At 34.8% G+C, this 26,892-nt stretch carries 12 protein-coding genes; 2 read left to right on the forward strand and 10 right to left on the reverse strand.

The genetic code is table 11. From position 1 onward, the window contains the following. Nucleotides 1-225 precede the first annotated feature (225 nt). From ACJJVP_RS10420 to ACJJVP_RS10440, 5 genes are all read right to left on the reverse strand, one after another. Complete coding sequence (locus tag ACJJVP_RS10420) at nt 226-14,043, reverse strand: Calx-beta domain-containing protein (RefSeq protein WP_405413441.1); 13,818 nt, start codon at nt 14,041-14,043, stop codon at nt 226-228. 996 nt (nt 14,044-15,039) lie between these two features. Continuing rightward, a complete protein-coding gene (locus ACJJVP_RS10425; protein ID WP_405413443.1) occupies nt 15,040-16,572 on the reverse strand; it encodes a cryptochrome/photolyase family protein in 1,533 nt (510 codons plus the stop codon). Nucleotides 16,573-16,599: 27 nt separating this feature from the next. After that, nucleotides 16,600-17,895, reverse strand: coding sequence for a DASH family cryptochrome (locus ACJJVP_RS10430; RefSeq protein ID WP_405413445.1), 1,296 nt, complete (start codon nt 17,893-17,895; stop codon nt 16,600-16,602). Then, nucleotides 17,888-18,043 carry a DUF2256 domain-containing protein gene (locus tag ACJJVP_RS10435; protein WP_405413447.1) on the reverse strand — a complete coding sequence of 52 codons (156 nt, stop codon included), beginning with the start codon at nt 18,041-18,043 and terminating at the stop codon, nt 17,888-17,890. The genes ACJJVP_RS10430 and ACJJVP_RS10435 overlap by 8 nt, the downstream gene beginning before the upstream one ends. Then, a complete protein-coding gene (locus ACJJVP_RS10440; protein WP_405413449.1) occupies nt 18,043-18,678 on the reverse strand; it encodes a flavin reductase family protein in 636 nt (211 codons plus the stop codon). Before ACJJVP_RS10440 ends, ACJJVP_RS10435 begins: the two co-directional genes overlap by 1 nt. Before the next feature lie 153 nt (nt 18,679-18,831). On the opposite strand from ACJJVP_RS10440, the gene ACJJVP_RS10445 reads away from it, so the two are divergent. After that, on the forward strand, nt 18,832-20,175 hold the full coding sequence (locus ACJJVP_RS10445; RefSeq protein ID WP_405413452.1) for an FAD-dependent oxidoreductase: 1,344 nt from the start codon (nt 18,832-18,834) through the stop codon (nt 20,173-20,175). Here the strand turns inward: ACJJVP_RS10445 and ACJJVP_RS10450 are convergent, their stop codons facing one another. The 3 genes from ACJJVP_RS10450 to ACJJVP_RS10460 form a co-directional block, all read right to left on the reverse strand. Continuing rightward, nucleotides 20,176-20,589, reverse strand: coding sequence for a DUF4174 domain-containing protein (locus ACJJVP_RS10450; protein WP_405413454.1), 414 nt, complete (start codon nt 20,587-20,589; stop codon nt 20,176-20,178). Nucleotides 20,590-20,660: 71 nt separating this feature from the next. Beyond that, nucleotides 20,661-21,440 carry a zinc ribbon domain-containing protein gene (locus tag ACJJVP_RS10455; RefSeq protein ID WP_073247240.1) on the reverse strand — a complete coding sequence of 260 codons (780 nt, stop codon included), beginning with the start codon at nt 21,438-21,440 and terminating at the stop codon, nt 20,661-20,663. A 1-nt stretch (nt 21,441) separates the two neighbouring features. After that, on the reverse strand, nt 21,442-22,536 hold the full coding sequence (locus ACJJVP_RS10460) for a Nif3-like dinuclear metal center hexameric protein (RefSeq protein WP_405416169.1): 1,095 nt from the start codon (nt 22,534-22,536) through the stop codon (nt 21,442-21,444). A 50-nt stretch (nt 22,537-22,586) separates the two neighbouring features. Here ACJJVP_RS10460 and lpxK point away from each other — a divergent pair, with 50 nt between their 5' ends. Then, on the forward strand, nt 22,587-23,588 hold the full coding sequence (lpxK, locus tag ACJJVP_RS10465; RefSeq protein WP_405413457.1) for a tetraacyldisaccharide 4'-kinase: 1,002 nt from the start codon (nt 22,587-22,589) through the stop codon (nt 23,586-23,588). On the opposite strand, the gene ACJJVP_RS10470 is transcribed toward lpxK, so the two are convergent. Both ACJJVP_RS10470 and gap read right to left on the reverse strand, forming a co-directional pair. Next, on the reverse strand, nt 23,569-25,800 hold the full coding sequence (locus ACJJVP_RS10470) for a response regulator (RefSeq protein WP_405413459.1): 2,232 nt from the start codon (nt 25,798-25,800) through the stop codon (nt 23,569-23,571). The genes lpxK and ACJJVP_RS10470 overlap by 20 nt on opposite strands. Next, nucleotides 25,797-26,807: a type I glyceraldehyde-3-phosphate dehydrogenase gene (gene gap, locus ACJJVP_RS10475; RefSeq protein ID WP_405413460.1), complete on the reverse strand. Its 1,011-nt coding sequence runs from the start codon at nt 26,805-26,807 to the stop codon at nt 25,797-25,799. Before gap ends, ACJJVP_RS10470 begins: the two co-directional genes overlap by 4 nt. Between the last annotated feature and the right edge of the window lie 85 nt (nt 26,808-26,892).

Here is a 26,892-nt window from a genome sequence, read left to right on the forward strand (position 1 = left end):
TTATTATGTTATACCTAACAATAACGATGGTGGTGAAACGGTAATCAGAAATTTATTCCTGACTATTAAAAAATTGGTATTAATGGGAATACCATTTTTTGTCCTGATATTTTAACTGTTAACTACCGTATAAGTCGGTACCTTGACGATATGTTGTAATTTGGTGTTTATATAAAATGCCTCATCATATTTATGATGAGGCATTTTGATTTATGCAAGTTAATTTTAATTAGTACCTAGATAGATATAGCCATTGAATGGTTCTAAAATAGTACCCGTATTTTTATCTGTAGCGGTAATAATGTAATAGTATGTACCTGTAGGTAACATTCCGGATTGTCCGAAAGAACCATCTGGAGATTCACCGCCCCAGTCATTCTGATAATCCTTGACCTCTGCAATTTTAGTACCCCAACGGTTGAATATCACAACATCAAAACTGAATGCACAATACTCTACACCTCTAATTTCAAAGAAGTCGTTTACACCGTCACCGTTTGCGGTAACCGCTTTAGAAATTTCAATATCGCCTCTGCCACATGGTACACATTCCGTATCAACTATAACAGTAAAGTCAACAAAGTATTTACAAGTGCCTTCAGTAGAACTGTAAGCAATTTTGTATTCTCCTGGCTCGTGGTTCATTGGGTCGAAATAGTTTTCTTCTAGAACTACATCACCTTCTAAAACCATGAATGTACCGTTTCGGTCAAAATCTGCCGGTAAATAGTTCAACAAGTCGATAGGCTCCTCTTCGATACAGATGTTGATTGTAATCTCTTGCAATTGTGGTTGTAGCACAAATATGATCTGTTCAAAAGAAGCAGTGTTTCCACAAGAATCGGTCACGTTCCAAGTTCTAATGATCAAGTAGTCGTCGGAACCTTCTGTTTGTTGTATTTCCTCATTGAATACGACCTGGAAATTATCACAGCCACCCGTGAAAACCATTTCAGGTGCCTCGGGAATTTCATCACCACAAATAATGGTAATTTCTTCCTCGTAAGGTTGGCTCATAATAGGTCCTGTAGGTTCGATCGTTATTACTTGTGTATGTTCTGTTTCATTACCGGCACAATCGGTAGCTGTCCAAGTTCTTGTAACGGTATACCCTAGGGCACAGTTCTCATCATTTGTGATCGTTTCTTCAAAGACCACATCAATGTTAGGGTCACAAGAATCCGTAGCTGTCAATATAGATGCTTCTGGCACCATGTTACATTCTACCGTCATATCTTGTGGTAGCGTTTCATTAAATGTTGGTGCCACCGTATCTTCAATGGTAATAACTTGCGTATGAGTACGTACATTACCCACACAATCAGTGATCGTCCATGTTCTGGTAATCGTATATTCCGTAGCGCATTCGTCACCTTGGCCTTCGACCAGTTCGTTATAATCGACAGTAATGGCACAAGAGCTATCTGAAGTGATCACAAAAGCATCAGGAATGGCATCACATGCCTCGATAGTCTCATCGGTTGGCCAACCTTCATCACCATCATTATCGATAATGGTTACCGTAGCAGTATTATCCGATAGAATACCTACGATGGGGCTCGATATGTTTTCAAGAATTACATTGAATGTTTCTGGGTCTTCAATGACGATATCATCAATAATCGGGATAACGATGGTCTGTGTATTTGAATTGGTACCACCAAATGTCAATGTCTGCGAATTACGAGAAACACCTGTATAATCCATACTATCATTGGCAGAACCATCAACAGTGTAGAATTCAACCGTGAACTCATCTTGTACATCCGCATTTAGAACTACATTTAAAGTAACCGTACCTGCATCTTCATTTACCTCAACAGAAGTAGTATCAAATTGAACGCCGTATAATGATGGGTCTGCATCGTTATCTATAATGTTTACCGTAGCCGTATCATTGGCAAGAATACCCACGATAGGCGAAGAAATATCTTCAAGAATCACATTAAAGTTTTCGGTAAATTCAATCAATGTATCATCAATGATCGGAATTACTATAGTCTGTGTATTGCTATTTGTACCACCAAATGTCAGTGTCTGTGTATCTTGAGGTACACCGGTATAATCGCTACCATCAATAGTAGTAACGTCTGCCGTATAGTACTCAACCGTAAACTCATCTTGTACATCGGCATTAAGCACCACGTCAAGAGAGACCGTACCTGCATCTTCGTTCACGTCTATTGATGTTATATCAAATTGAACTCCGTATATAGAAGGATCAGCGTCATTATCAATGATATTTACCTTAGAAGTATCATTGGCAAGAATACCCACGATAGGCGAAGAAATATCTTCAAGAATCACATTGAAGTTTTCGGTAAATTCGATTAATGTATCATCGATGATCGGGATTACTATAGTCTGCGTATTGTCATTTGTACCGCCAAACGTCAATGTTTGTGTATCTTGAGGGACACCCGTGTAGTCACTACCATCAATAGTGGTAACATCTACAGTATAGTATTCAACCGTAAACTCATCTTGAACATCTGCATTCAGAACTACATCAAGAGAAACCGTACCTGCATCTTCGTTCACATCAATAGAAGTAACATCGAACTGTACTCCGTATAGCGAAGGATCAGCATCGTTATCAATAATGTTTACCGTAGCCGTATCATTGGCAAGAATACCTACGATAGGCGACGAGATATCTTCAAGTATAACATTGAAGTTTTCTGTAAATTCGATAAGTGTATCATCGATTATCGGAATTATGATGGTTTGCGTATTTGAATTCGTACCACCGAATGTCAATGTCTGTGTATCTTGAGGAACACCTGTATAGTCACTACCATCAATAGTGGTAACATCTACAGTATAGTACTCAACCGTAAACTCATCTTGAACATTTGCATTTAGAACCACATCAAGAGAAACCGTACCTGCATCTTCGTTAACATCGATTGATGTAATATCGAATTCAACACCATACAGAGATGGATCAGCATCATTATCGGTTATATTAATAACCCCTTGATTATCGATAACTGTGATTAAGGTTGTAGACAAGTTAGAAAGATCAACGAATAAACTTTCAGTAAATTCAATTAATGAATCATCAATAATACTAACTGTAATAGGGTGTATTTCTCCGTCAGTACCAGCAAAAGTCAATTGACCAGAATTAGTAATATAATCACCAGGCTCTTCTGCCGAGTCGTTATTTGTTGTGTAATCTAAAGTAAATCCGTCTTGAACGTTGCCCGTCAACAATACATTGATAGTTGCCGTACCAGCGGCTTCATCTACCGTGATATCATCATTTTCGAATGAGATGCCTGTTACGCCAGGTATGTTATCATTATCGGTGATATTGATATTACCTTGGTTGTCATTAATGGAAATCAATGTTGTAGACAGATTAGAAAGGTCTACAAATAATCTTTCTGTAGCTTCAATTACATTATCATCTATAATACTTACCGTAATTGGTTGAATTTCACCATCTGTACCAGCGAATGTTAATTGACCGGCATTAGTGGTATAATCACTTGGTTGTTCTGCAGAATCGTCATTGGTCGTATAATCCAAGGTAAATCCGCCTTGAACATTACCTGTCAACAATACATTGATAGTTGCCGTACCAGCAGCTTCATCTACCGTAATATCATCATTTTCGAATGAGATACCTGTTACCCCTGGTATGTTATCATTATCTGTTATGTTGATATTACCTTGGTTATCATTAATGCCAATTAAGCTTGTAGATAAATTAGATAAGTTTACAAGTAATGTTTCAGTGGTCTCAATGATATTGTCATCAATGATTGTTACTGTTATCGGTTGCAATTCGCCATCTGTACCAGCAAATGTTAATTGACCTACAGCGGTAGTATAATCACCAGGTTCAACTGCTGTGGCATTTGTTGTAGCATAGTCTACTGTAAATCCACCAGGTACATTACCCGTTAATTGAACATTAATAATTGCTGTACCTGTACCTTCATCAACCGTGATATCATCATTTTCAAATGCAATACCCGTTGTTCCTGGTATATTATCATTGTCTGTTATTCTAATAGTACCTTGGTCATCATTAATAGCAATTAATGTAGTCGACAAGTTAGATAAATCAACAAACAACCCTTCTGTCGTTTCAATTAAATTATCATCAATAATACGAACTGTTATTGGGTGCGATTCTCCGTCTTTACCAGCAAAAGTTAACTCGCCTGCACTTGTGGTATAATCTTCAGGTTGTTCAGCAGAATCATCATTAGTAGTATAATCTAAAGTGAATCCACCTTGAACATTACCCGTTAATACTACATTTAAAGTTGCTGTACCAGCAGCTTCGTTAACAATAATATTATCATTTTCGAATGAAATACCTGTACCGGCAATGTTATCATTATCTGTAATGCTGATAGTGCCTTGGTTATCGTTGATAGCAATCAATGTAGTAGACAAGTTAGACAAGTCTACAAACAAGTTTTCTGTTGCTTCAACAATAGTATCGTCGATTATACTAACCGTAATAGGTTGAATTTCACCATCTGTACCAACAAAAGTTAATTCTCCGGCACTAGTAGTATAATCACCAGGTTCTTCAGCAGTATTATTATTTGTAGTATAGTCTAAAGTAAAGCTACCTTGAACATTACCTGTTAATAATACATTAATAGTTGCCGTACCAGCAGCTTCATCTACCGTAATATCATCATTTTGGAATGCGATACCAGTAGTGCCAGGGGTGTTATCATTATCTGTGATATTGATAGTACCTTGGTTATCATTAATTACGATTAATGATGTAGATAAGTTAGAAAGATCAACAAATAAATTCTCTGTTGCTTCAATAATATTGTCATCAATGATGGCGACAGTTACAGGTTGAATTTCACCGTCTGTACCTGCAAAAGTTAATTGACCATTTACACGAGTATAATCGCCAGGTTGTATTGCAGAATTATCGTTGGTAGTATAGTCTAAAGTAAAGCCACCAGGAACATTACCCGTTAACTGAACATTAATAGTTGCCGTACCCGCTGCTTCGTCTACCGTAATATTATCGTTTTCAAACGCAATACCTGTTGTACCTGGTATATTATCATTATCAGTAATATTTACAGTAGCCTGACTATCATTGATCGTAATCAATGTAGTAGATAAATTAGATAGGTTAACCAATAGACTTTCTACAGTTTCAATTACATTATCATCAATAATTGTTACGGTAATAGGTTGTAGTTCACCATCGGTACCTACAAAGGTTAATTCGCCGATACTTGATGTGTAATCTTCAGATTGAATAGCAGAATCATCTGCAGTAGTGTAATCTAAAGTAAATCCGCCTTGAACGTTACCAGTTAATAATACATTTACGGTTACCGTACCTGCACCTTCATCTACAGTGATATCATCATTTTGGAAAGTGATACCTGTACCTGCATCATTATCATTATCTGTAATGTTGATAGTACCTTGATTATCATTAATAGCAATCAATGTAGTAGACAAATTAGATAGGTCTACAAATAAGCTTTCTGTTGCTTCAATAATATTATCATCTATGATACTCACCGTTACTGGCTGTATTTCTCCATCATTACCAACAAATGTTAATGTACCGGCATTGGTTGTATAATCTTCGGGTTGTTCAGCAGAATCATTATTTGTAGTATAGTCTAAAGTAAATCCGCCTTGAACATTACCCGTTAACAGTACATTAATTGTGGCAGTACCATCAGCTTCATTTACGGTGATATCATCATTTTCGAACGAAATGCCGGTTGTGCCGGGTATGTTATCATTGTCGGTAATATTGATGTTACCTTGGCTGTCGTTAATGGTAATCAATACTGTTGATAGATTAGATAAATCTACGAACAAACGTTCTGTAGCTTCAATACTAGTATCGTCATTTATAGTAACAGTAATAGGTTGCGTTTCACCATCATTACCTGCAAAGGTTAATGATCCAGAAGCTGCAATATAATCACCAGGTTCAACAGCAGAATCATTATTAGTGGTATAGTCTATAGTAAATCCGCCTTGAACATTACCAGTTAACAGTACATTAATTGTGGCAGTACCATCAGCTTCATTTACGGTGATATCATCGTTTTCGAATGAGATACCCGTACCCGCAACACTATCATTATCTGTAATATTGATATTACCTTGATTATCGTTAATAGCAATCAACGTAGTAGATAAATTAGATAAGTCTATAAATAAACCTTCTGTAACTTCAATGATACTATCATCAATAATAGGCACTGTAATTGGTTGTATTTCACCGTCTGTACCCGCAAAAGTTAATTCGCCAGAAGTAAACGTATAATCACCAGGTTGAATGGCTGTATTGTTATTAGTTGTGTAATCTAAAGTGAATCCGCCTTGAACGTTACCTGTTAATAATACATTAATAGTTGCCGTACCAGCAGCTTCATCTACAACAACAGTATCGTTTTGGAATGAAATACCTGTAGTTCCAGGAATATTATCATTGTCGTTTATTGTACCTGTTGCAGTATTTGTAGGTTGCCCATCTAAGAAGCCTATGTTTATGTTAGACTGAATGTTAGAAAGTATAACTGTAAAATCTTCACTTGGTTCAATTATATTATCATCAATGATAGGTACATCTATATTAACAGCGTTGGTTGTGCTATTAAAAGTAACTGTTCCTGTAAGAGAAGTGTAATCATCTGGTTCTAATGCAGTACCGTTAGCCGTAGCATAGTCAACAGTGACAGTTTCTCCAGGAGCAATATTCCCAGTAAAAGTAGCTGTAAATCTAGCGTAGGTGTCAGTACCTTCTGTAACTGTTACATTATCATCTGAAAACGCAACACCCGTAGCTCCTGCAACATTATCATTGTCTGTTATAGTGATAATACCTTCGTTATCATTAATAGTTGGTGTGTTACTACCACTAGTAAGTTGAACAAAGAACTGCTCTGTGCTTTCAATTAGCGAATCATCATTAATAGTTACAGTAACAAGTTTAACTTCATTGTTAGTACCTGAAAACGAAACTAAATTCGTAGATGAAAAGTAATCGCCTGGTTGGGTTGCATTATCATCATTGGTATTGTAATTAACCGTAAACCCTCCAGAAACTGTACCTGTATGTCTTATTTCAAGAACTGCAGTACCCGCATCTTCGTTAACGGTAACATCATTAATACTAATACCGATTGGATCACCATTTTCACTTACGTAAATAAATTGTGTATGGCTAGTTTGGTTACCAGCACAATCACTTGTTGTCCATTCTCTGATAATAGTATATGAAGTACTTGTATTGTCACCGTCATAAGTTTCGTCAAAAATTACGTCAGCGTTAGAATCACAATTATCATTTGCTGAAAGAACAGGAGCGACAGGAATATTGTCATGAGCAGCAAAAGAATCTTGTGGTAAAGACTCATTAAATGTAGGAGCCTCATTATCTTGAATTGTAATTACCTGTGTAAACGTAGAACTTACTCTGCCACAAGCATCTGTAAATGTCCATGTGTTAGTATATGTACCTTCAGTAGGGCATGATCCAGATTGAACAAAGCTGCCAGCTGTTTTACTCAAAGTAAAATCACAAGAAGCGGTAGAAGGCTCTAAAGAATTTGCATTGTTGTATGCAGCAATATTATCACATTCAATAGTTCTGTCTAAAGCGTTTGGAGCAGTAGACCACGTAACCTCATCTGGTTGTTGAACATCTATAATAGTAGGGTCATGAGTACCAATACCACAAGAGTCTGTAGAAGAAGAACTATTTGTAGTAATCGGATCACCATTGGTAACACCGCTATATGTTGCAACAGCTTGCAATTCAAAACTCGCCGTACAAGCAGTTTCTAAGAAATAACATTGCTCCCTTAATTCGATGTCAAAATCAATGTCATATGCATCACCCATGTCGGTAATACCATTTTGAACAGTGAAAGTTAATGTTCTTGTTGTTGGGTCATACGAATGTGTAACACCAGTTGGTAAAGAACCAACACCCGAGAATTCTGCCTCTACAGGTAAAACAGTAGTGATTTCTAAATCTTGAATATCGTCATTACCTGTGTTTGTTACATTTAAAGTTAAGGGTATAACCTCGCCGGCATCAAAAGGACCAGTTGCATTGGCACTTAAATTTAAAGCACCTAAACTTGGTTGATACACATCTACACTCATACCCATTAGGTAAAGTCCGTACGATTCTTGATCTGTTGTAATTTTAAAACGAGCGAATGTTTGGTCGTTTTCAATATAGCGATTACCTACATTATCTAGAGGAAAAACGGTTGCATCGAAACCTAGTGTGTTTGTACTGGCAGCATTTCTGTCTACATAATTTAATCCGTCAATAGTAATACGGCTATTAAAGAAGTTGTCTTCGTCTCTTAATGTCGTTGATAATTTTGCCCAGTCGTTGCTAGTATCAAAAATTAATAATTGGTCACCAGAAAGGTCACGGTCACCCTCTAAGGCACCTAGCATTACATTGGCATTAATATTCCCGTTAGGGATAGTTTCAAAACCACTAAAGTTAAATTCAGTTTCACCAGCACCGTCAGAGGCGAAAGTGTGAACATAGCCATCGTATAGTGTAATGTTTTTTGGGTCTAAGGATACATTTTCATAAACGAATACAATTTGCCATCCACCAGAAGTACCGGTAATATTGGCAACACCGTGAGATCTAAGTTCACCTTCTGTTGCTTTTACGTTACCAACTTGGTACGTTCCAAAAGGAGTAGAAAGAGCATTAACATCATCGGTAATATCCTTAATACAAACATAAGGGTCATTTTGGAAGTGGTCATCACGACCTCTATAAATTACCTCGTCTGCTTCAACAGTTGTATAGTTGGTTTGGCCGGGTAACATTAACTTTACCTCATTGTAGTTCCAATTAGGTTCAGAGCCTCCATTACCCGTATTGTTATCATATTCCTTATCTGCAGCAGCCCAATATAGATATGCTTTTTTAACGTTTAAACAACTTAACGATGGTTCTGGGTTAGATAAGTTAGCATTGGTAGAGTTAAATGTGGTGTTGTCAGAATCGATATCTACAAAGACGTTATCATCAAAATCATGGTTACCGTTTTCACCATTGTAATTACCAGTTTGTGTTCTAGAAAGTACATTGTTGGCAATCATTGTAAAATCACCGTTTATACTACCAGAATAACGTATTTCAAAATCTTTTTTAAGGTTGGTGTCATTAACGAAAATGTTAACAACAGCTTCATCTTCAGAACCGTTAGAATCTACAATTTTATATCTAAAAGAATCATTTCCATTAAAAGAAGGACTTGGTTCATACTCAAAGTAATCATCAGAATAATCACTTGGTGTACCATTGTCTCTTAACGTTACTGTTCCATTTATCGGTGCGTCTGTAACTTGTAATGGATTTGAAGATGCAGGACCATCAAAACCATAATCATCATTATCTAGAACTTCAATATCTGCAGAAGCTTGATTTTGGAAAACCACAAATGAATCATCTGTAGCAGTTGGTTGGTGGTCTATATCTATAATAGTACCCGTTGCGTTTGTCGTTGTAGCAGTAATAGAACTAGATGAGGTTGAGGTTATATTAAATTGTAAAGTCTCATCACCTTCAATAATTGCATCTTGTATAATATCTACAGGAACCTGAATTTCTTGATCTGTTGAACCAGAGAAATTTAAGCTTCCTGTTTGCGAAGCAGTATAATCAGTTCCATTAGTAGTGCTAATATCAACTATTTCATAGTTGACCGTAAACCCGCCTGTAATTGGTTGGCCAGTATAAGTTACATCAAAATTTGTGGTAACATTAAATTCATCTTCGCTAAAACCATCAACAGTTAAACTACCGTTATCATCATTGGTAATAGTACCTATGGCATCAGCAGTGGTAATACTAATTTTGGTAGAAGATGGGTTAGAAATGGTAATTCTTAAATCTTCATCACTCTCAATTAAATCATCACCAATAACGTTGATTTGAACTGAACGGACTTCGGTATCAACACCAGTAAAGGTTAATTGTCCTGATTGTGGATCTACCGTATAATCATCGTCAATAGTTGTAGAAACATCAGTAACCGTATAGTCTAAAGTAAAACCACCAGTAACTCTATCGCCACTATACGTTACGTCAAAATTAAAAGCATTGTTTTGCTCTACCACGTTAAAACCATTTACAGAAACAATGCCTCCGTCATCATCGGCAATAATACCTTCTGCTTGGTTGTTTAATAAGTTGATACCAACATTAGAACGTATGGCAACCAAATCAACAAAGAAATTTTCTTCATCTTCAATAGTGTCATCACTAATAATGGGAACAACTATATTACCAGTTTTATTAGCATTTGTAAGGGTAATTGTTTCAATGGTAGGACTAGGAGTAAAATCGGTTGCATTTGCTGCAGAACCATTGTTTACAAAGTAGTCTACCTCTATAGTCTCAACAGTGTCAATATCACCTATAAATTCGATAACAAAGGTAGCTTCTATAGTATCACTAGGGTCACCTTCTGTTACACTTACCGTTAAGTTTTGAAAATCAACACCTTTATTTGCTGTATTATCATTATCGTTTATCGTACCTGTACCTGTTGGGTCTACAATATTAATTAATGTAGTTGACAGATTGGATAATTGAATATTTAAATCTTCACTAGCTTCAATAAATGAATCTTCTAGAATTGTAATAGTCATTGTTTGGAAATCACCATTTTCAGTACCCGCTGGAAAAGTAAACAGCCCTGTTGCAGATGTAGTACTATAATCTTCGTCTACGGTAGCTGTACCTTCTGTTATACTGTAGTCAACAGTAAAACTATCTTGTATATCATCACCATTATAAGTTACTATAAAATCGGCACTACCTGCAGATTCATTAACAGAGAAATCTGATATACTAACACCTGTAGTTGCCGTTTTAATATCATTATCTGCAATTGTACCTGTAGCATTAGGGTCAATTAAACTTAGCAATGTAGTTGATAGATTAGATAGTTGAAAGTAAATGGTTTCATCATCTTCAATTAACGTATCATCAAGAATACGAACACTTACATTTTGTTCGTCTCCATCATCGGTACCAGCTGGGAATATTAATTGACCAGTTAAAGAAGGGTCACCACTATAATCTGATGATAAATATGCAGAACCATCAGTAATTTCAAAATCTACAGTAAATGCATTTTGTACCTCATTACCTTTATAGGTTACTACAAAATTTGTTGTTCCATCTGCTTCGTCAATAGAAATATCTTCAACCGAAAGACCCGTTGTGGCTAAATCACTATCATTATCTGTAATTGTACCAAAAGCATTTGGCCTAACTAAATTAATTAAGGTTGTAGAAAGATTTGATAACTCAATATTTATAGTCTCGTCACCTTCTATAATAAGGTCATCTGAAATGGTTAATTCAATTTCTTGGAAAGCACCATTAGTGGTATTATCCGGGAAAGTTACCGTACCTGTCAAAGTCGCTTCGTAATCTGTACCCTTAATAGCGGTACCATTTGAAATAGTATAATCTGCCGTAAATCCGGTTTTAACATTACCACCATTATAAGTAACTATGAATTTAGCATCGGCAGTAGATTCATCTATAGTAAAATCAGCAACACTTAAACCAGATGTTGGTGTGGTATCGTTATCGGTAATCATACCTGTTGCTTCAGCATTATTAATGGTTAATAAACTATTAGAAATATTGGATATTTCTATTCTTAAACTTTCTTCACCTTCAATAACGGTATCATCTGTAATGGCCACTAGTAATGAAACGGTGTCATTATTGCTAGTACCTGCAGGAAAAACAACTTGTCCTGTAATGTTAACACTGTAATCTGAACCAGCGGTAGTAGTAGCATCGAAAATTTCATAATCTACCGTAAAAGAATTTTGAACATCTGGACCAGTATAGGTCAATACAAAATCTACGGTACCAACATCTTCAGCTACTGAAAAGCCTGCAATAGATACACCATCACCAGTGGTTGGAAAATTAACATTGGTTATTGTACCAGTAGCAGTATCGCTAATATCACCAGTATTACTAGAGCCATTTGCCATGCTTAAAGTGAATGTCTCATCATCTTCAATTAGCGAATCGTCTAGGGCTGGTATAAGAATATTTGTATTTAAAGTGTTGCTAGGAATAGAAAAATTTGATAATGCAGTATAGTCTGTACTAGTAGTAGTAACATCTGCATAAGATAAATCGAAAGAAACAGTCTCATCAACTGCATGTGAAAGGGTTACTGCAAAATCTAAATCGTTTCCTTCTGCAACTGCTGCATCTGCAATAGCTACATTTGGTCTAATGAAAAGGTCTACAACATTTGTATAGGTATAGGGTGTACATAAGTTTTCACTATCAAAAGCAGAAAAACGAAATTGGTTTCCACTTTCTGTACTTGTAATATTGGTTAAAGTTAACGTAGTTGTTGTAGCACCAGAATAAACACCACTATCTGAAATTGTAGACCAGGTACTACCGTTATCTGTACTAATATCCCATTGGTAGGTAAGTCCCGTACCATTTACAGAAGTTGTATACGCAACGGTATCACCCAAGTTAGCCACTTTATCGGTAGGCTGTGTAGCAATAGTAACAGTTTGGAATGCGCTGGTAACTTTACTATCTGTACCTGTATAGCCACCTTGACCAATTACCAAACCTGTTGCATTATTTACACTAACAGGAGAAGTGCCTAAATAACCATCATTATCTGGGTCAGTATGTCCTGCTTCAATAGCATCTGGGCAACCATCATTATCCGAATCAGAATCTAGGCTGTCAATAATACCATCTCCATCGGTGTCAACGGTACCTTCGTTACTATCTGTAATACCATCGTTATCATCATCTTCATCGGTTAGATCATTTACACCATCATTATCGGTATCTAAGTCGTCATCAGTTATTGTTATTTCCCCTTCATTAGCTACAAAAACAATATTTTGAGGTGCATAATTAGTAATTAGACCCGTAGTTGGATTGTAAGAAGGAACAACATTAAACAATTCCGTAGCTTCTATAGTAGTGTCATCTATTATGCTAAAGTTTTCTTGAAAAACATCGGTTACTTGACCGCTGAAATTGAACGTACCAGAGTTACTAGAGTAATCAGATGGTTCTGTAGCAGAATTATCTAATGTAGCGTAGTCGATTTCAAATGCATTTTGAACTTCTTGGTTAAGTGTAAACTCGATGATTGCATTACCAGCAGCTTCTAATACGTTAATGTTGCTTAAGTTAATGGTAGCAACGTCATTATCGTGAATACGTAATGCCGAACGTTCTGTATTTATACTCACCCTAGATGGGGCAGAGCCATATTTTGTAGCCTCGTCTGAATTTTGAGATTTAACACCATTAAACTCTTCCGATGGTTCAACAATAGTATTATCAATTGTTGGTATAGTAATTATAACTTCTGTACCAGCAATAGACCCCGCAGGAAATTCAACAGTTGTGGCAAAAGAATTAAAGTCGGTACCATCACTAGCAGGACTTGCTGAGGTTGGGTTTGTTTCAACAGAAAAATCAACTTTATAAGCATCTTCAATACCTACATATGTATCACCGTCAGTATTTGTATCAGTAGATAATGATAAACTATATTGTATTTCACCACCTTCGGTAATATCATAATTACCACCGGTGACATAGGCAACATCGGTATCTATAACAGTACCTGTACCTTCAGGGTCAGAAAATGAATATGTACCAGAAGGGTCACTTAAGGTCAACGTAAATTGTTGTTGTGTGGCTTCTACCCAATCATCATTTAATGCGTTAACGGAAAATGTAGAGGTAGTTCCGAAAAAGAAAATAGTAATAGAATCAGCGCCAGAATAATCTGCCGCAATTGCTGATCCCGGAGTATAGGCCAAATCGAAAGTAATACTTGTAAATAAAAAGCTATCGGAAGTTACGGTAAATTCCATAGCATCACCTTCTTCTGCACTAGCATCAGAAACTGAGAATGTTTGCGCTATTACATCTGCAGAACCAAAGAAGAACCACATTATGAATAGCAATAAGGCCGATTTTATGTGTATAGAGTTTTTCACTATGAATTCTTTTGTTTAGTTGAAAATGAATTAGCTAAGTAGGTTGGTTGTATGCTTACTGTTTCCATATGTATAGATTGAAACGAGCCAAAAAGTTTAGAGTAAACTATAGTTGTATGCTTATCTTTTAGTTTGCTCTGATCATTATTTTTACTGAAGTCTAGATTGGAAAAAAATGATGATGCTTGTATAGTTTCTAATATTAGGAATGCAGATGAAAAACATCTGTTGGGTGAGAGCATGTTGTTAGAAGTGTAATTTGACTCCATATAGGTTAAGTTTAAAATCTTTTATTTTTACTTAACCTATATGGCAATAACGTTTTGCCTTTTTAGTGCAACACATTATTGTTAAGCAGGTTAAGATATTTTTTAGAACAGGTTTGGGTTACCATTCTTTTGCAAATGTAGTAGCAACCTGTCTAAAATCTTAATTTAATAGCTTATGCGATGTTATTCGTCGATGAACATACGTTGGCAAAATAACGGTGATATGTTTCGGATATTTAATTGTTGTTGTGAAGTGCAATAAACATGTGGTAGTGGCTTTGTAGTCCTTTTCTGCTCAATTTTAGATTCTTCAATTAGAAGTAATAATTAAATTAATGTAAATTATTGATAATCAATTATTTACATAGGATAATGAAGATTTGATATATGTGCGGGTTTAAAATAAGAAGACTTTATCAGTTTTTTAAAATTGTTGTCGACTGTTAAAATTGTTGTTAAAGAGGTGGTTAACCAACGATGTATATAGTGTTGTGCATTTTATCGATGAAATCAGTATATTCAACCTATACGAGTTAATTTGTAAAGTAAGAATTAAATACAAATAGAGTAATTATATCTAAGAATACCGTTAAAATAAAAACACCTTTTCAGTTAAATGAAAAGGTGTTTTCTTTATATAGGCGCTCTCGCGGAATGTTCTATTGATTTACGCTTCAAAAGTATGAATTAGAACGTTTTATGATGTTAATTTTAGTTTAAATAACCATTAAAATGCATCGGGATTTTTAATTATTTCGGCAGCTCTTTCTTGAATTTCAGCTAGTTTGTTTCCTTCCATTTTATTTAAAAGAGCCATCATCATATTCATACGTTGATTGTCTTTGAAATGTTCCTTTTTCTCAGATAGAAAATTCCAATATAACGAGTTAAAAGGACATGCTTTTTTACCAATTTTTTTGGTGTGGTTATAATGGCAACCACTGCAGTAATTACTCATTTTGTTAATGTAATTAGCGCTACTAACATATGGTTTAGTAGCAACAATGCCGCCATCGGCAAACTGGCTCATACCTCTAGTATTGGTAATTTCTACCCATTCAATGGCATCTATGTAAACACCTAAATACCACTTATCAACTTCATCGGGGTCTATTTGGGTCAATAAAGAAAAATTACCGATAACCATAAGGCGCTGTATATGATGAGCATAAGAAGCATCTAAACTTTGACCAATAGCTTTTTTTAAACAATTCATTTTCGTGTCACCTGTCCAAAAAAACTTAGGTAATTTATTGGTATTGTTTAATGTGTTCAGTTCTTTGTATTTGGGCATTTCCTTCCAATAAATACCCCTCATATACTCTCTCCAACCTAAAATTTGTCGTACAAAACCTTCAACTTGAGATATGTTTACATCGTTGGATTTATCGAAAAAATGGTCTAAGACAGTATTGATAACTTCATTTGGTGCCAATATCTTAGCATTCATTGCAAATGATAGGCGCGAGTGAAAAAGAAACTTCTCATCAGTATGCATGGCATCTTGGTAATCACCAAAATGCGGTAGTAGTTCGTTGCAGAAATAATCTAATGTATTTAAGCATTCTTCTCTTGTCACCGGCCATGGAAATTCTGTGGAATCTATATTGCCAAATGTTTGAACATTTTTAACGTTCAACATTTGAACTATTTCATCTACATTTTTAGAAAACTCTTTTTCTTTAGGAATAGGTGTTTTGCCCTTCCATTTATTTCTGTTGCTCTGGTCATAGTTCCACTTACCACCTTCTGGCTGGTCATTAGTTACCATAATACCATGTTTTTTTCGCATCATTCTATAAAAACTTTCCATAACCATTTGCTTTTTGCCGGTATAGAAATCTTTTAACTCATATCTGGTAGTGTAAAAATGTTCGGTATCAAAACTATCGGTAGCTATGGCTAGCGAACTACAAATTTTTTGTAATTGTTGGTCTAGTCTATATTCGTCTGGTAACTGATATTCAAATTTTTCAGCATTTGTTTCTTTGATAGTATTGGATATTATCTGCGCTAAATCTTGAGGGTTGTTTTTATCGTTTAATTTATAATAGATAAATTGATGCCCTTTTTCAGAAAGGTCATCTCTAAAACTTCGCATAGCTAAAAAGAAAGCGACCACTTTTTGAATATGATGTTTAACATAATCGGTTTCTTGTCTCATTTCAGCTATTACATAGGTGATATCGTCATTTACGTTTGAGAACCAAGAGTGATTTTGATTTAATTGATCACCTAATATTAAGCGTACTATTTTCATTATTTCTTGTCTTTTTGGAAGTTATGATTAGAACAATGTTTCTTGTAACCACAACAGTTGATATTTACCGGCAGCATCATACCGTTCTGCTTGGCTTTTAATATTGAATTTTCGGTTTCTAGGGTCATTTCCTACTCCGCTGTTGTACATCCAATTTCCCCAATTACTATGCACATCATAATCAATTAACATACTTTCAAAATAGGCTGCACCAATTCGCCAATCTTGTTCTAATTCTTTAGACCAAAAACTAGCTACGTTTTGTCGCCCTCTATTACTCATCCATCCGGTTTCTAATAGTTCTTTCATATTGGCATTTACAAAAGGTTCTTTGGTTAAACCATTGATCCAAGTATGTTTGGCTTTTTTGTTGGTTTTAGGATCGTAAGTATTATTTAATATACCACCCGACTTAAATATAGCATCGTGATGTTTAAGAGAAATATATTTAAAAAAATCCCTCCAAATCAATTCAAAAATTAACCAATAGGTATCCTGGTTTTTTACAATTTCTTTTTCGTAATTCTTTATTTCCCAGTATATGGTTCTTGGAGATATACTACCGTTAGCCAGCCAAGCAGATAGTTTTGAACTGTAATCCGTACCAATTAATCCGTTTCTGGTTTTCTTGTAAAAGCTCAATTTTTTCGTTTCCCAAAAGTAGTTCTGTATTCGTTTTAATGCCTCTAATTCTCCGCCTTTGAAGGGGAATGCGGTATTAATATGGTTAGGATAATTGTCTAAACCTAAATCATTTAAAGTAGGGGTTTTGGTTTTAGTGTCAATTAAATTTTCACTAGGCATTTGATTAGGTAAGGTGTTAATTGGTCTTACTTTGGAGTTTGCTTCACACTTTTTTCTAAAGATGGTAAAGACATTAGGAATTAAACTAAAATCATCATAAGGAATATAATCTGGATGAAATAAAAATTGATCATATACTTCTTGAATATTTATATTGGGATCTAACCTCTTCTTTACATTGTTTAGTATAACCTGTTCATCTCTAGTCCATTCTTTTTGTAAGAAAATAGAATTGATGCAATGATTTCGAATTAAATCTGGTAAGTAATCTGCTGAATTACCGTGAAAAATAAATAGTGGTATATTGATTTTTTCAAGTTCCTGTTTTAATTGCTGAACAGTCTCAATTAAAAATTTTGCCCTATACTTTTCAGTTCTTTTAAATCCGAATTCATCGGTTTCAAAAAATTTAGATTCAAAACAGTAAAAGCCAATAACATTAGACCCTTTCATTGCTTCAGTTAATGAAGAGTTGTCTTGCACCCGTAAGTCGTTTCTAAACCAAATTAGATTATTCATGAATTATTGTTTTCAATTTATTTCGTCTACATTTTTCTCCGCAGTACTTTACATCGTCCCAATTGCGTTCCCACTTTTTACGCCATGAAAATGGTTTATTACACGTTGCGCAAATTTTTGTTTGCAGGTTTACTTTTTTATGAGCCACTATTGTGTAGGTTTACTGGGTTCATCTGGTTTTGCATATGCGAATCTTGCTAAAAGCTGAGGTAAGGCATAAGCATCCAATCCATTAATAGCGACAGTCTGCGCCTTATCTAATTGCAACCAACCGTCATTTTGTAAAATATCGTCTGGTAAATAGACATGCTCAATAGCACCGATTATCAGTAGGCAACCATTCTCTTTAATTTCATATTCGTTTACATAGCTGCAACCCAATTTTATTGCACTCTCTTTTACGTACGGAGCCTGAAAATTATCTAAATAAGTTTCGGTTAAGTTGGTTTTTGAAAACTCTGAAATATCTTCATCATAACTGGCCGCAGTATGATGCGCATCTTTTATGATAGATTCGTTTACCTGGTTTACTGTGAAGAATCCACTTTCTTTAAAGTTAGCATAGGTATTTCTTTTAACGGTTAAAGGTCTAAGAATAAACCCTAGCATAGGTGGTGTACTACCAATATGAACCACCGAATTGAAAATAGCCAAATTACTTATACCCGTTTCAGATTTAGAACCTAATAAGTTGGCAGATTTATAACCTGTACAACTATTGATTAAATGAGCTCTGTATCTACTAGGCATTTTGCCTAGTTCTTCTTTACTAAAATGTTTCAAATTGTAAATTTTGTTTAACAAAAATAATTAAAAATTAAACAGATATGGACTCAATAAGGTAAATGATTTGCTTAGTTTATCTGTTTATACAAGAAATGAGGGTATAATTTCCTATTTTTAACATTGAATTAATGTTGGCTTAAAGCCATATACATGACGCAAGAAAAAAAGAATATTGCCATTATTGGCTCAGGCTTAGTAGGATCCTTGCTAGCCATTTACCTTAAGAGGTACGGACATCAAATTACCGTTTTTGATCGCAGACCAGATATTAGAAATGTTGAATTTTCTGGTCGATCCATCAACCTTGCAATGAGTAATAGAGGTTGGAACGCCTTGAAGGCAGTTGGCATAGAAGAAGAGATTAAAGAAATAGCCATACCCTTAGATAAAAGGGCGATGCATGTTATTGGAAAAGAGCAGTATTTTCAAAAGTATGGTAAAGACGGTGAGGCTATTTGGTCTATATCGCGTGGTGTGCTTAATAGACGCATGATCGATCTTGCCGAAAAGAACGGAGTAGAATTTCGTTTTGAGGAAAAGGTCTGGGATATTAATTTGCCCGAAGCAAAAGTTTATACGGGAGAAAGCGAAAAAGGGGAGTGGATAGAATACCCTTTTGATTTGGTATTTGGATGCGACGGTGCTTTTTCAAGAGTACGTCATAAAATGCAAAGGCGAAGTAGATTTGACTATTCGCAAGATTTTATTGACGTAGGATATAAAGAATTAACTATACCTGCAAATGCGGATGGTTCACATAAATTAGATAAGCACTCATTTCATATTTGGCCACGTGGTAAGTTTATGTTCATAGCAATGCCAAATTTAGATGGCAGTTTTACCTGTACTTTATTTATGCCATTTGAAGGTGATGTTTCTTTTGAAAGTCTGAAGACAAAAAAGGATGCGGTACATTTTTTCAATACGTACTTCCCTAACGTAATGGATGATATAGAAAATTTAACGGGAGATTTTTTTAAGAACCCTACCAGTGCCATGGTAACTATGAAGTGCTACCCTTGGACCTATTGGGATAAAGTAGCCCTTGTGGGCGATTCTGCGCATGCTGTAGTGCCTTTTTATGGCCAAGGCATGAATGCTGGTTTTGAGGATATTTATGTCTTAGATCAGATTATACAGGAGTTAGGTGATGACTGGCAGCGTATTTTTGAAATCTATCAAGAAAGGCGCAAGCCAAACGCCGATGCTATTGCCGAGTTAAGCTATCGCAACTTTGTTGAAATGAGCAGTAAAACTGCAGATGTCAATTTCTTGTTACAAAAGAAAATTGAAAAACACTTTGCGGCAAAACATCCAGAGAAATGGATTCCTGCTTATAGTAGGGTAACATTTTCAAATAGACCTTATGCAGAAGCACTTGCAGAAGGAGATGCGCAGGAAGAGATTATGAAAAAAGTCATGAGCACACCAGATATAGCAGAAAAATGGGATAGTAAAGAAGTAGAAGAGCTAATGCTCAAATTACTGGGGTAATTATTTATTGGACTTCATTTCACTTCTACGCATGGGCATACTGTCAATTAAGTCAATAAGCTGTTGTATTTTAAAAGGGTAGGGGCTTTTGGCTTTAATGCCACCATCTTTTCCAATTAATATATAACCATTATAGGATTTTGGTAATGTGCTAGATTTTTTAATAGCTGTCGCTTTACCTTCCGTAGTATATAATACATTGTCTATATAGGTGAAAACAATAATATCCCTTTCATTAATTTTTGAAGCATTACTTTCAATAGTTTCTAAGGCAGATTTTACTTCGGCAATATTAATTTCAGTTTCGTAAAGAACTACTATTCTGTTCTTCCATTTATATTCCGATAAATCTTGAGCTTCTATATTAAGACTAGACATCATTATAAAAATTAAAAGGATTTTTAAAGATTTCATAGTCATGAATGTAAACAAAAAAAAGCCATCTTTAAAAGATGGCTTTTTTAATATATGTAAGATGTTTGCTATTATAATTTAGCGAACATTTTTTGCATTTTTTCACTTTCCTCTTCAGCAAGGGTAGGGTCAACTAAAATACGACCACTATGCTCATCGGTAATAATCTTCTTTCTTGAAGCAATTTCAACTTGAACCTGAGGTGGAATAGTAAAGAAAGAACCACCAGAAGCACCTCTTTCAATTGGCACAACAGCTAAACCATTCTTAACATTGTTACGAATACGTGCATATGCCTTTACCAAACGCTCTTCAATTTTATCTTGAAATTTAATAGACTCTTCTAACAAAGCTTTTTCTTCTTTCTCAGTTTCAGCAAGAATGGCGTTCAATTCGCTTTTCTTGTGCTTAAGGTGAGCCTCACGTTCAGATAAACGTTCTTTAGTTTCAGAAATAACCGCTTTCTTCTGGTCAATTTGAGCTTTGAATTCTTTAATGTTCTTCTCAGCTAATTGAATTTCCAATTCTTGAAACTCCAATTCTTTACTGATAGAATTAAATTCTCTACTGTTACGAACATTTTTTTGTTGCTCGCCGTATTTTTTAATTAAAGTCTTTGCTTCCTCAATAAGGTTTTTCTTAGCACCGATTTCAAAATTAATATTTTCTAAATCAGATTTAAGTTTATCCATTCTCGTTTTTAGGCCAAGGACTTCATCTTCCAAATCTTCTACTTCTAAAGGAAGTTCTCCTCGAACATTCCTTATTTCATCAACCCTAGAATCAATTAATTGCAAATCATATAATGCTCTTAACTTTGCTTCTACAGATGAATCTTCTTTTTTTGCCATATTAAAAATAATTGATGGGATTTGTTATACTTTCCGATAAATGGATTGCAAAATTAGGAATTTTTTTCGTAAGATAATCAACTAAAAGGTTTTTTGTAAACTGCTCAGTTTCAAAGTGTCCTATATCTGCCAAAACTATTTGGTTTTCAGCCTCGTAAAATTGATGATATTTAAGATCTGCGGTAACAAATACGTCTGCTCCGGCCGCTTTTGCAGCACCAATGGCAAAAGAACCACTTCCTCCCAGTACTGCTATTTTTTTAATCGGTTTATTTAAAAAAATGGAATGACGTACCAATTTGGCGTTCATTTTAAGCTTTAAATGATTTAGAAATTCGGTTTCGGTAACCTCTTTGTTCAATTCACCTATCATGCCCATACCAATATGTTGGTTGGTATTTTCTATAGTTTGTATGTCATAAGCCACCTCTTCGTATGGGTGAGAAGACAATAATGCTTTGATTACGGCAGATTCTTCATTCTTGCCAAAAACACACGTAAACATTATTTCCCTTTCAGTATGCGTGGTACCAATGCTTCCTTTTGTAGGGTTGGTATCTTCATTTGCTTTATAAGTACCATTACCTTCAATAGTGAAACTACAGTCAGAATAGTTTCCTATGTTACCAGCACCAGCTTTGAACATGGCATTTTTTACCACTTCTAAACTATCTTTAGGGATATAGGTGGTCAATTTTTTAATCGTATTTTTTTGAGGAAGTAGTATTTTGGTATTAGATAGTCCAAGTACTTCGCAAATTTTTGCGTTTACGCCTTCTTTTGCATTGTCAAGTGCCGTGTGGTTAGAATAGATGGCAATATCGTTTTTGATTGCTTTGATAACTACACGCTCCACGTAATTTTTCCCCGTTATTTTCTTCAATCCACCAAAAATAATTGGGTGAAAGCTAACGATCATGTTACACTTTTTAGCAATCGCTTCTTCTACCACATTTTCTAAAGTGTCTAATGTAACTAATACTCCGCTTACTTCATTAGAAGCGTTTCCAACTAGTAAACCTACGTTGTCAAAATCTTCGGCATAAGTTAATGGGGCAAATTCTTCTAATATTAGGGTAATGTCTTTTACGGTCATTTTATAAGAAAATAAGATATTCAAAGATAAATTATTATAATTTCGTTCTAATGCAGGTGTTACGAAAACTTCTTTTTCCTATTTCATTAATTTACGGACTGATTGTCTTTCTTAGAAATCGCTTGTATGATGTGGGTATTTTTTCTTCTCGATCATTTGCGGTAAAAACTATTTGTGTAGGTAACCTAAGTGTTGGTGGTACAGGTAAGACACCAATGATCGAACTATTGGTACGAGAGCTTTCTGAGAATTATAATTTAGCCATTTTGAGTAGGGGCTATAAAAGGAAGTCAGAAGGTTTTTTGCTTTCTAATGAGCAAACCACTGTTGAAGAATTGGGTGATGAACCATTTCAGATAAAAAGTAAATTCCCTAAAATTACTGTTGCCGTTGATGCCGATAGAAGAAACGGAATTAGTCAGCTGGAGAAATTGATTAGTCCAGATGTAATTTTGCTCGATGATGCTTTTCAGCATAGAAAGGTGAAATCGGGTTTTTCTATTCTTTTGACCACTTATGATAACTTATATACTAAAGATTGGTATTTGCCGACAGGCAATTTAAGAGATTCTAAAAGAGAAGCACGTAGAGCGAACGTAATAGTGGTAACTAAATGTTCGAAAAACTTATTATCAACAGAAAAGGAAACAATTAAGAAAAATATTAACCCTGAGGTACATCAAAAAGTATTGTTCAGTTATTTGTCTTATAATAAAGAGCTTAAGGGAATAGCAGTTCCATTAAAGTCATTAAAAGGGAAAAAGCTTACTTTGGTGACCGGTATCGCTAATCCTGCTCCTTTAGTAGATTTTTTGCGTTCAGAAGGATTCTCCTTTGAACATTTAAAGTATAATGATCATCATTTTTTTAGCAATAAAGAAATTGAACTTTTAAAGGGAAAAGAATGTGTTCTTACTACGGAAAAAGATTATGTTCGCTTGAAGTCTAGTATAGCTAACCTACACTATATTGAAGTGCAGCATCAATTTTTAGATAATGGTGATGAGCTGTTTAATTCAGCATTAAACAAGTTTATGATAGAGCATTCTTAGTATTTTTATCAAAGATATTCTCGCCAATTTTTTGATAGAATACTTCTGGTTTGAAAGGTTTTGTGACAACGTCATTACAACCTGCAGCATAAAAACTTTCTAAACTATCATCTAGTGAAATAGCGGTTAATGCGATAATCGGTGTGTCTTGATTGAATTTTCGAATTTCAATTGTAGCTTCTTCGCCACTTATGCCAGGCATATGAATATCCATTAGAATTGCATCGTAGACATTCTCTTGAGCGGCTGTGACTGCTTCATGACCATTGTTGGCAATATCACTCGTCATATCTCTTTTAGATAACATTTTTTTGGTTATGACTTGGTTAATTTTATTGTCTTCTACGATTAAAAGGTGTAGCCCTTTGAAATCATAATCTTTAGGAGTGTTTTCTAGTGATATTGTTTTGGTAATATCTTCAGCAAGATTGTCAAGGTATTTCATGTTAATTTCAAAAAAGAAAGAGCTTCCTTCTCCCAAATAACTTTCAAGTTCAATTTTGCTATTAAAAAGACCTAAAAGACTTTTGACAATTGTTAAACCTAAGCCGGTACCACCATATTCTCTATTAATTTGAATAGAACCTTGTTCAAAACCTTCAAAAATACTTTTCTGCTTTTCTTTAGAAATTCCGATACCATTATCTTTGACTTCGAAATAAATAGTTGCATCATCTTCTACTTTGTTTAAAAGTTTAGCAATTACCTTAACCTCACCACCTTTTGTAAACTTGATAGAATTACCAATTAGGTTCATGAAAATTTGAGATAGTTTTAAAGGGTCACTTAATAAATGACTAGGAATATCTGAATCGTATTCTAAAACAAGTTTGGTTTCATTAGACTTAGCACTTTGTCCAAGAGAATTAATAACTTCATTGATGACTTTATTAAGATTAAACTCCATGTTTAGAGGTTCTAACTTATTTGCATCAATTTTATTGATATGCAGTATGTCGTTTATAAAATTAAGTAAATAGTCGCCTGAGAATTTTAATGCTTTTAAATGTTCTTTTTGGTGTTCTTCTGGGTTTTCCTCTAACAAGAGATGGGTAAGTCCGGTGACCGCATAGAGGGGTGTTCTAAGTTCATGACTCACTGTAGATAGAAAGTTTGTTTTTGCTTCCATTGCTTGTACTGCACCATCACGAGCAATTTGTAGCTCTTTGTTCTTGGTCTGTAAAAGATCGTTGGTCTTTAATTTTATTTGGTTATTTCTATAAAGTGTAACTGCTAGTAAAGAAATAATAATTAAAAATGCAGAAGTTAAAATTGCAGTAAGTTCAGACCTGTTTTGAGACTCAGTAAGTTCTTCGATTTTTTTCTCTTGTCTTGCTATTTCTTCTGTTTTGTAATCATCTCTAATTTTATCTGCTGTCTTAGCTTCAATTATATTTTTGTCTATATTGAATATTGAATCTTTTAATTGAACAAGGTTTTGGGTGTTGACAAGTGATTTTTGATATAACCCTAATCTTTCATAAACAGAGGATAATAACATGTTGGCATTTTTGATATCTTCTAAAAATCCATGATTAATAGCAAGACTTAATGCATTTTCTCCATTCTTAGCAGCTTCGGTAAGATTGTCAATTTTTAAGTTGAGTTCGGCAAGTGTAAGGTAAGCTTGAGTAGTAAGATATTCTTTTTCGTAAAGATCTGTGTTGACGATTAGTGAGTTTAAATTTTTAGTTGCGCTGTCGTATTTCTCTAAACTAACATATACTTTAGCTTCGGTTAATAATAGGTTATTGTAAAAATTACGATCGTTATTAAGTTGTTTTGCTTCATTTAGCATAAACAAGGCTTGAAAATTTCTATTACTTCTATGTAAAAGAATAGCTTCGATATATTTATGCATGCCGTCGCCGTAAGGGTATTCAACGTCTTTAATTAAAACACTGGCGCGATCCCAATAAAATTCTGTATCACCTTCTTTATCAATCTTTAAATAGAGTAGGGCAAGTTCGTGTAAGCTATCTATAAGCCCTTTAATGTCTTCACCTTTTTCAGCTTCATTAGCAGCGGTATTTAGGGTCTCTAGTGCAAGGTCTATTTTATCTTGATTTTTGAATTTTCTTGCTTGATCAAAATAAGGTTGTATGTCTATTCGTTCAGTTTGGTTTTGTGAATATAGCGTGGCTGTAGTCGCCAAAATTACAATGGGGACTAGTAAAAATTTAAGTGTTTTATTTAAAAATAAAATCTTCAAATATAATTTTTAGTACTTATAAAATTAATCAAATCAATGATTCTACTGCTGTAGCCGGTCTCGTTATCGTACCAGCCAATAATCTTAACCATTTTTCCTATGACCGAGGTCATTAAAGAATCAAACGTACAAGAGTAACAACTATTGTTTATATCTATAGAAACTATTGGATCACTAGTGTAGTGTACTATATTTTTAAATTGATATTTTGCCGCTTTTTCAAAAGTAGAGTTTATTTCATCAATACTTGTAGCTCTTTTTACATTTAGGGTAATGTCTGTTAAAGAGCCATTTGGTACAGGTACTCTAATTCCACATCCGCCAATAGTATCTGCTAATTCTGGAAATATTTTGGTCAGCGCTTTTGCCGCACCAGTTGTGGTGGGTACAATAGATTGCGATGCTGCACGAGCTCTTCTTAAATCTCTATGAGGTTGGTCATGCAAACTTTGATCAGTAGTATAGGAATGTATAGTTGTAATATATGCCTGTTCAATACCACAAAGATCATTCACGATTTTTATCATCGGAGCAGCGTTGTTGGTAGTACAAGATGCATTCGATATAATATGGTCAGATTTTGTTAATGTATTTTCATTAATGCCAAAGACAATCATTTTAATGTCATCTTCAGTTGGTGGAACTGACAGAATAACTTTCTTGGCACCATTGTTAATATGAAAATCCAAAGTTTCTCTGTCTTTAAATTTACCGGTACATTCAACTACTACATCAACATCAGAAGATGACCAACAAATTTTTGAAGGATGAGATTCGTTGTGTAATACAATAGAATAACCATTAACTACAATATGCTTTTCATCATGTGAGATGTTAAGAGGTGAGATACCGTGAATACTATCATATTTTAAAAGATGTGAAAGGGTTTGGGTATCTGCAAGATCGTTAATGGCAACCACATTTAAATTTTCATGCGCTTGAATAAGGCGAAATAGGGTTCTGCCTATTCTTCCAAAACCATTAATACCTATGTTAATTTTACGCATTGGTTAACGATGGGTGTGTTTTGTTAATAATCATAGTTCCGATTCATTTAGAACTATCAATTTAGCTTAGTGTAGTTTCTTACTA

Source organism: Maribacter sp. Asnod1-A12, assembly GCF_045063735.1.
GTDB lineage: Bacteria > Bacteroidota > Bacteroidia > Flavobacteriales > Flavobacteriaceae > Maribacter.

Bases quoted from the DNA above. Each gene is read 5' to 3' on its own strand.
- gap (WP_405413460.1), bottom strand. From the start codon at position 26,807: ATGCGTAAAATTAACATAGGTATTAATGGTTTTGGAAGAATAGGCAGA.
- ACJJVP_RS10430 (WP_405413445.1), bottom strand. From the start codon at position 17,895: ATGAATAATCTAATTTGGTTTAGAAACGACTTACGGGTGCAAGACAAC.
- lpxK (WP_405413457.1), top strand. From the start codon at position 22,587: ATGCAGGTGTTACGAAAACTTCTTTTTCCTATTTCATTAATTTACGGA.
- ACJJVP_RS10455 (WP_073247240.1), bottom strand. From the start codon at position 21,440: ATGGCAAAAAAAGAAGATTCATCTGTAGAAGCAAAGTTAAGAGCATTA.
- ACJJVP_RS10460 (WP_405416169.1), bottom strand. From the start codon at position 22,536: ATGACCGTAAAAGACATTACCCTAATATTAGAAGAATTTGCCCCATTA.
- ACJJVP_RS10445 (WP_405413452.1), top strand. From the start codon at position 18,832: ATGACGCAAGAAAAAAAGAATATTGCCATTATTGGCTCAGGCTTAGTA.
- ACJJVP_RS10425 (WP_405413443.1), bottom strand. From the start codon at position 16,572: ATGAAAATAGTACGCTTAATATTAGGTGATCAATTAAATCAAAATCAC.
- ACJJVP_RS10450 (WP_405413454.1), bottom strand. From the start codon at position 20,589: ATGAAATCTTTAAAAATCCTTTTAATTTTTATAATGATGTCTAGTCTT.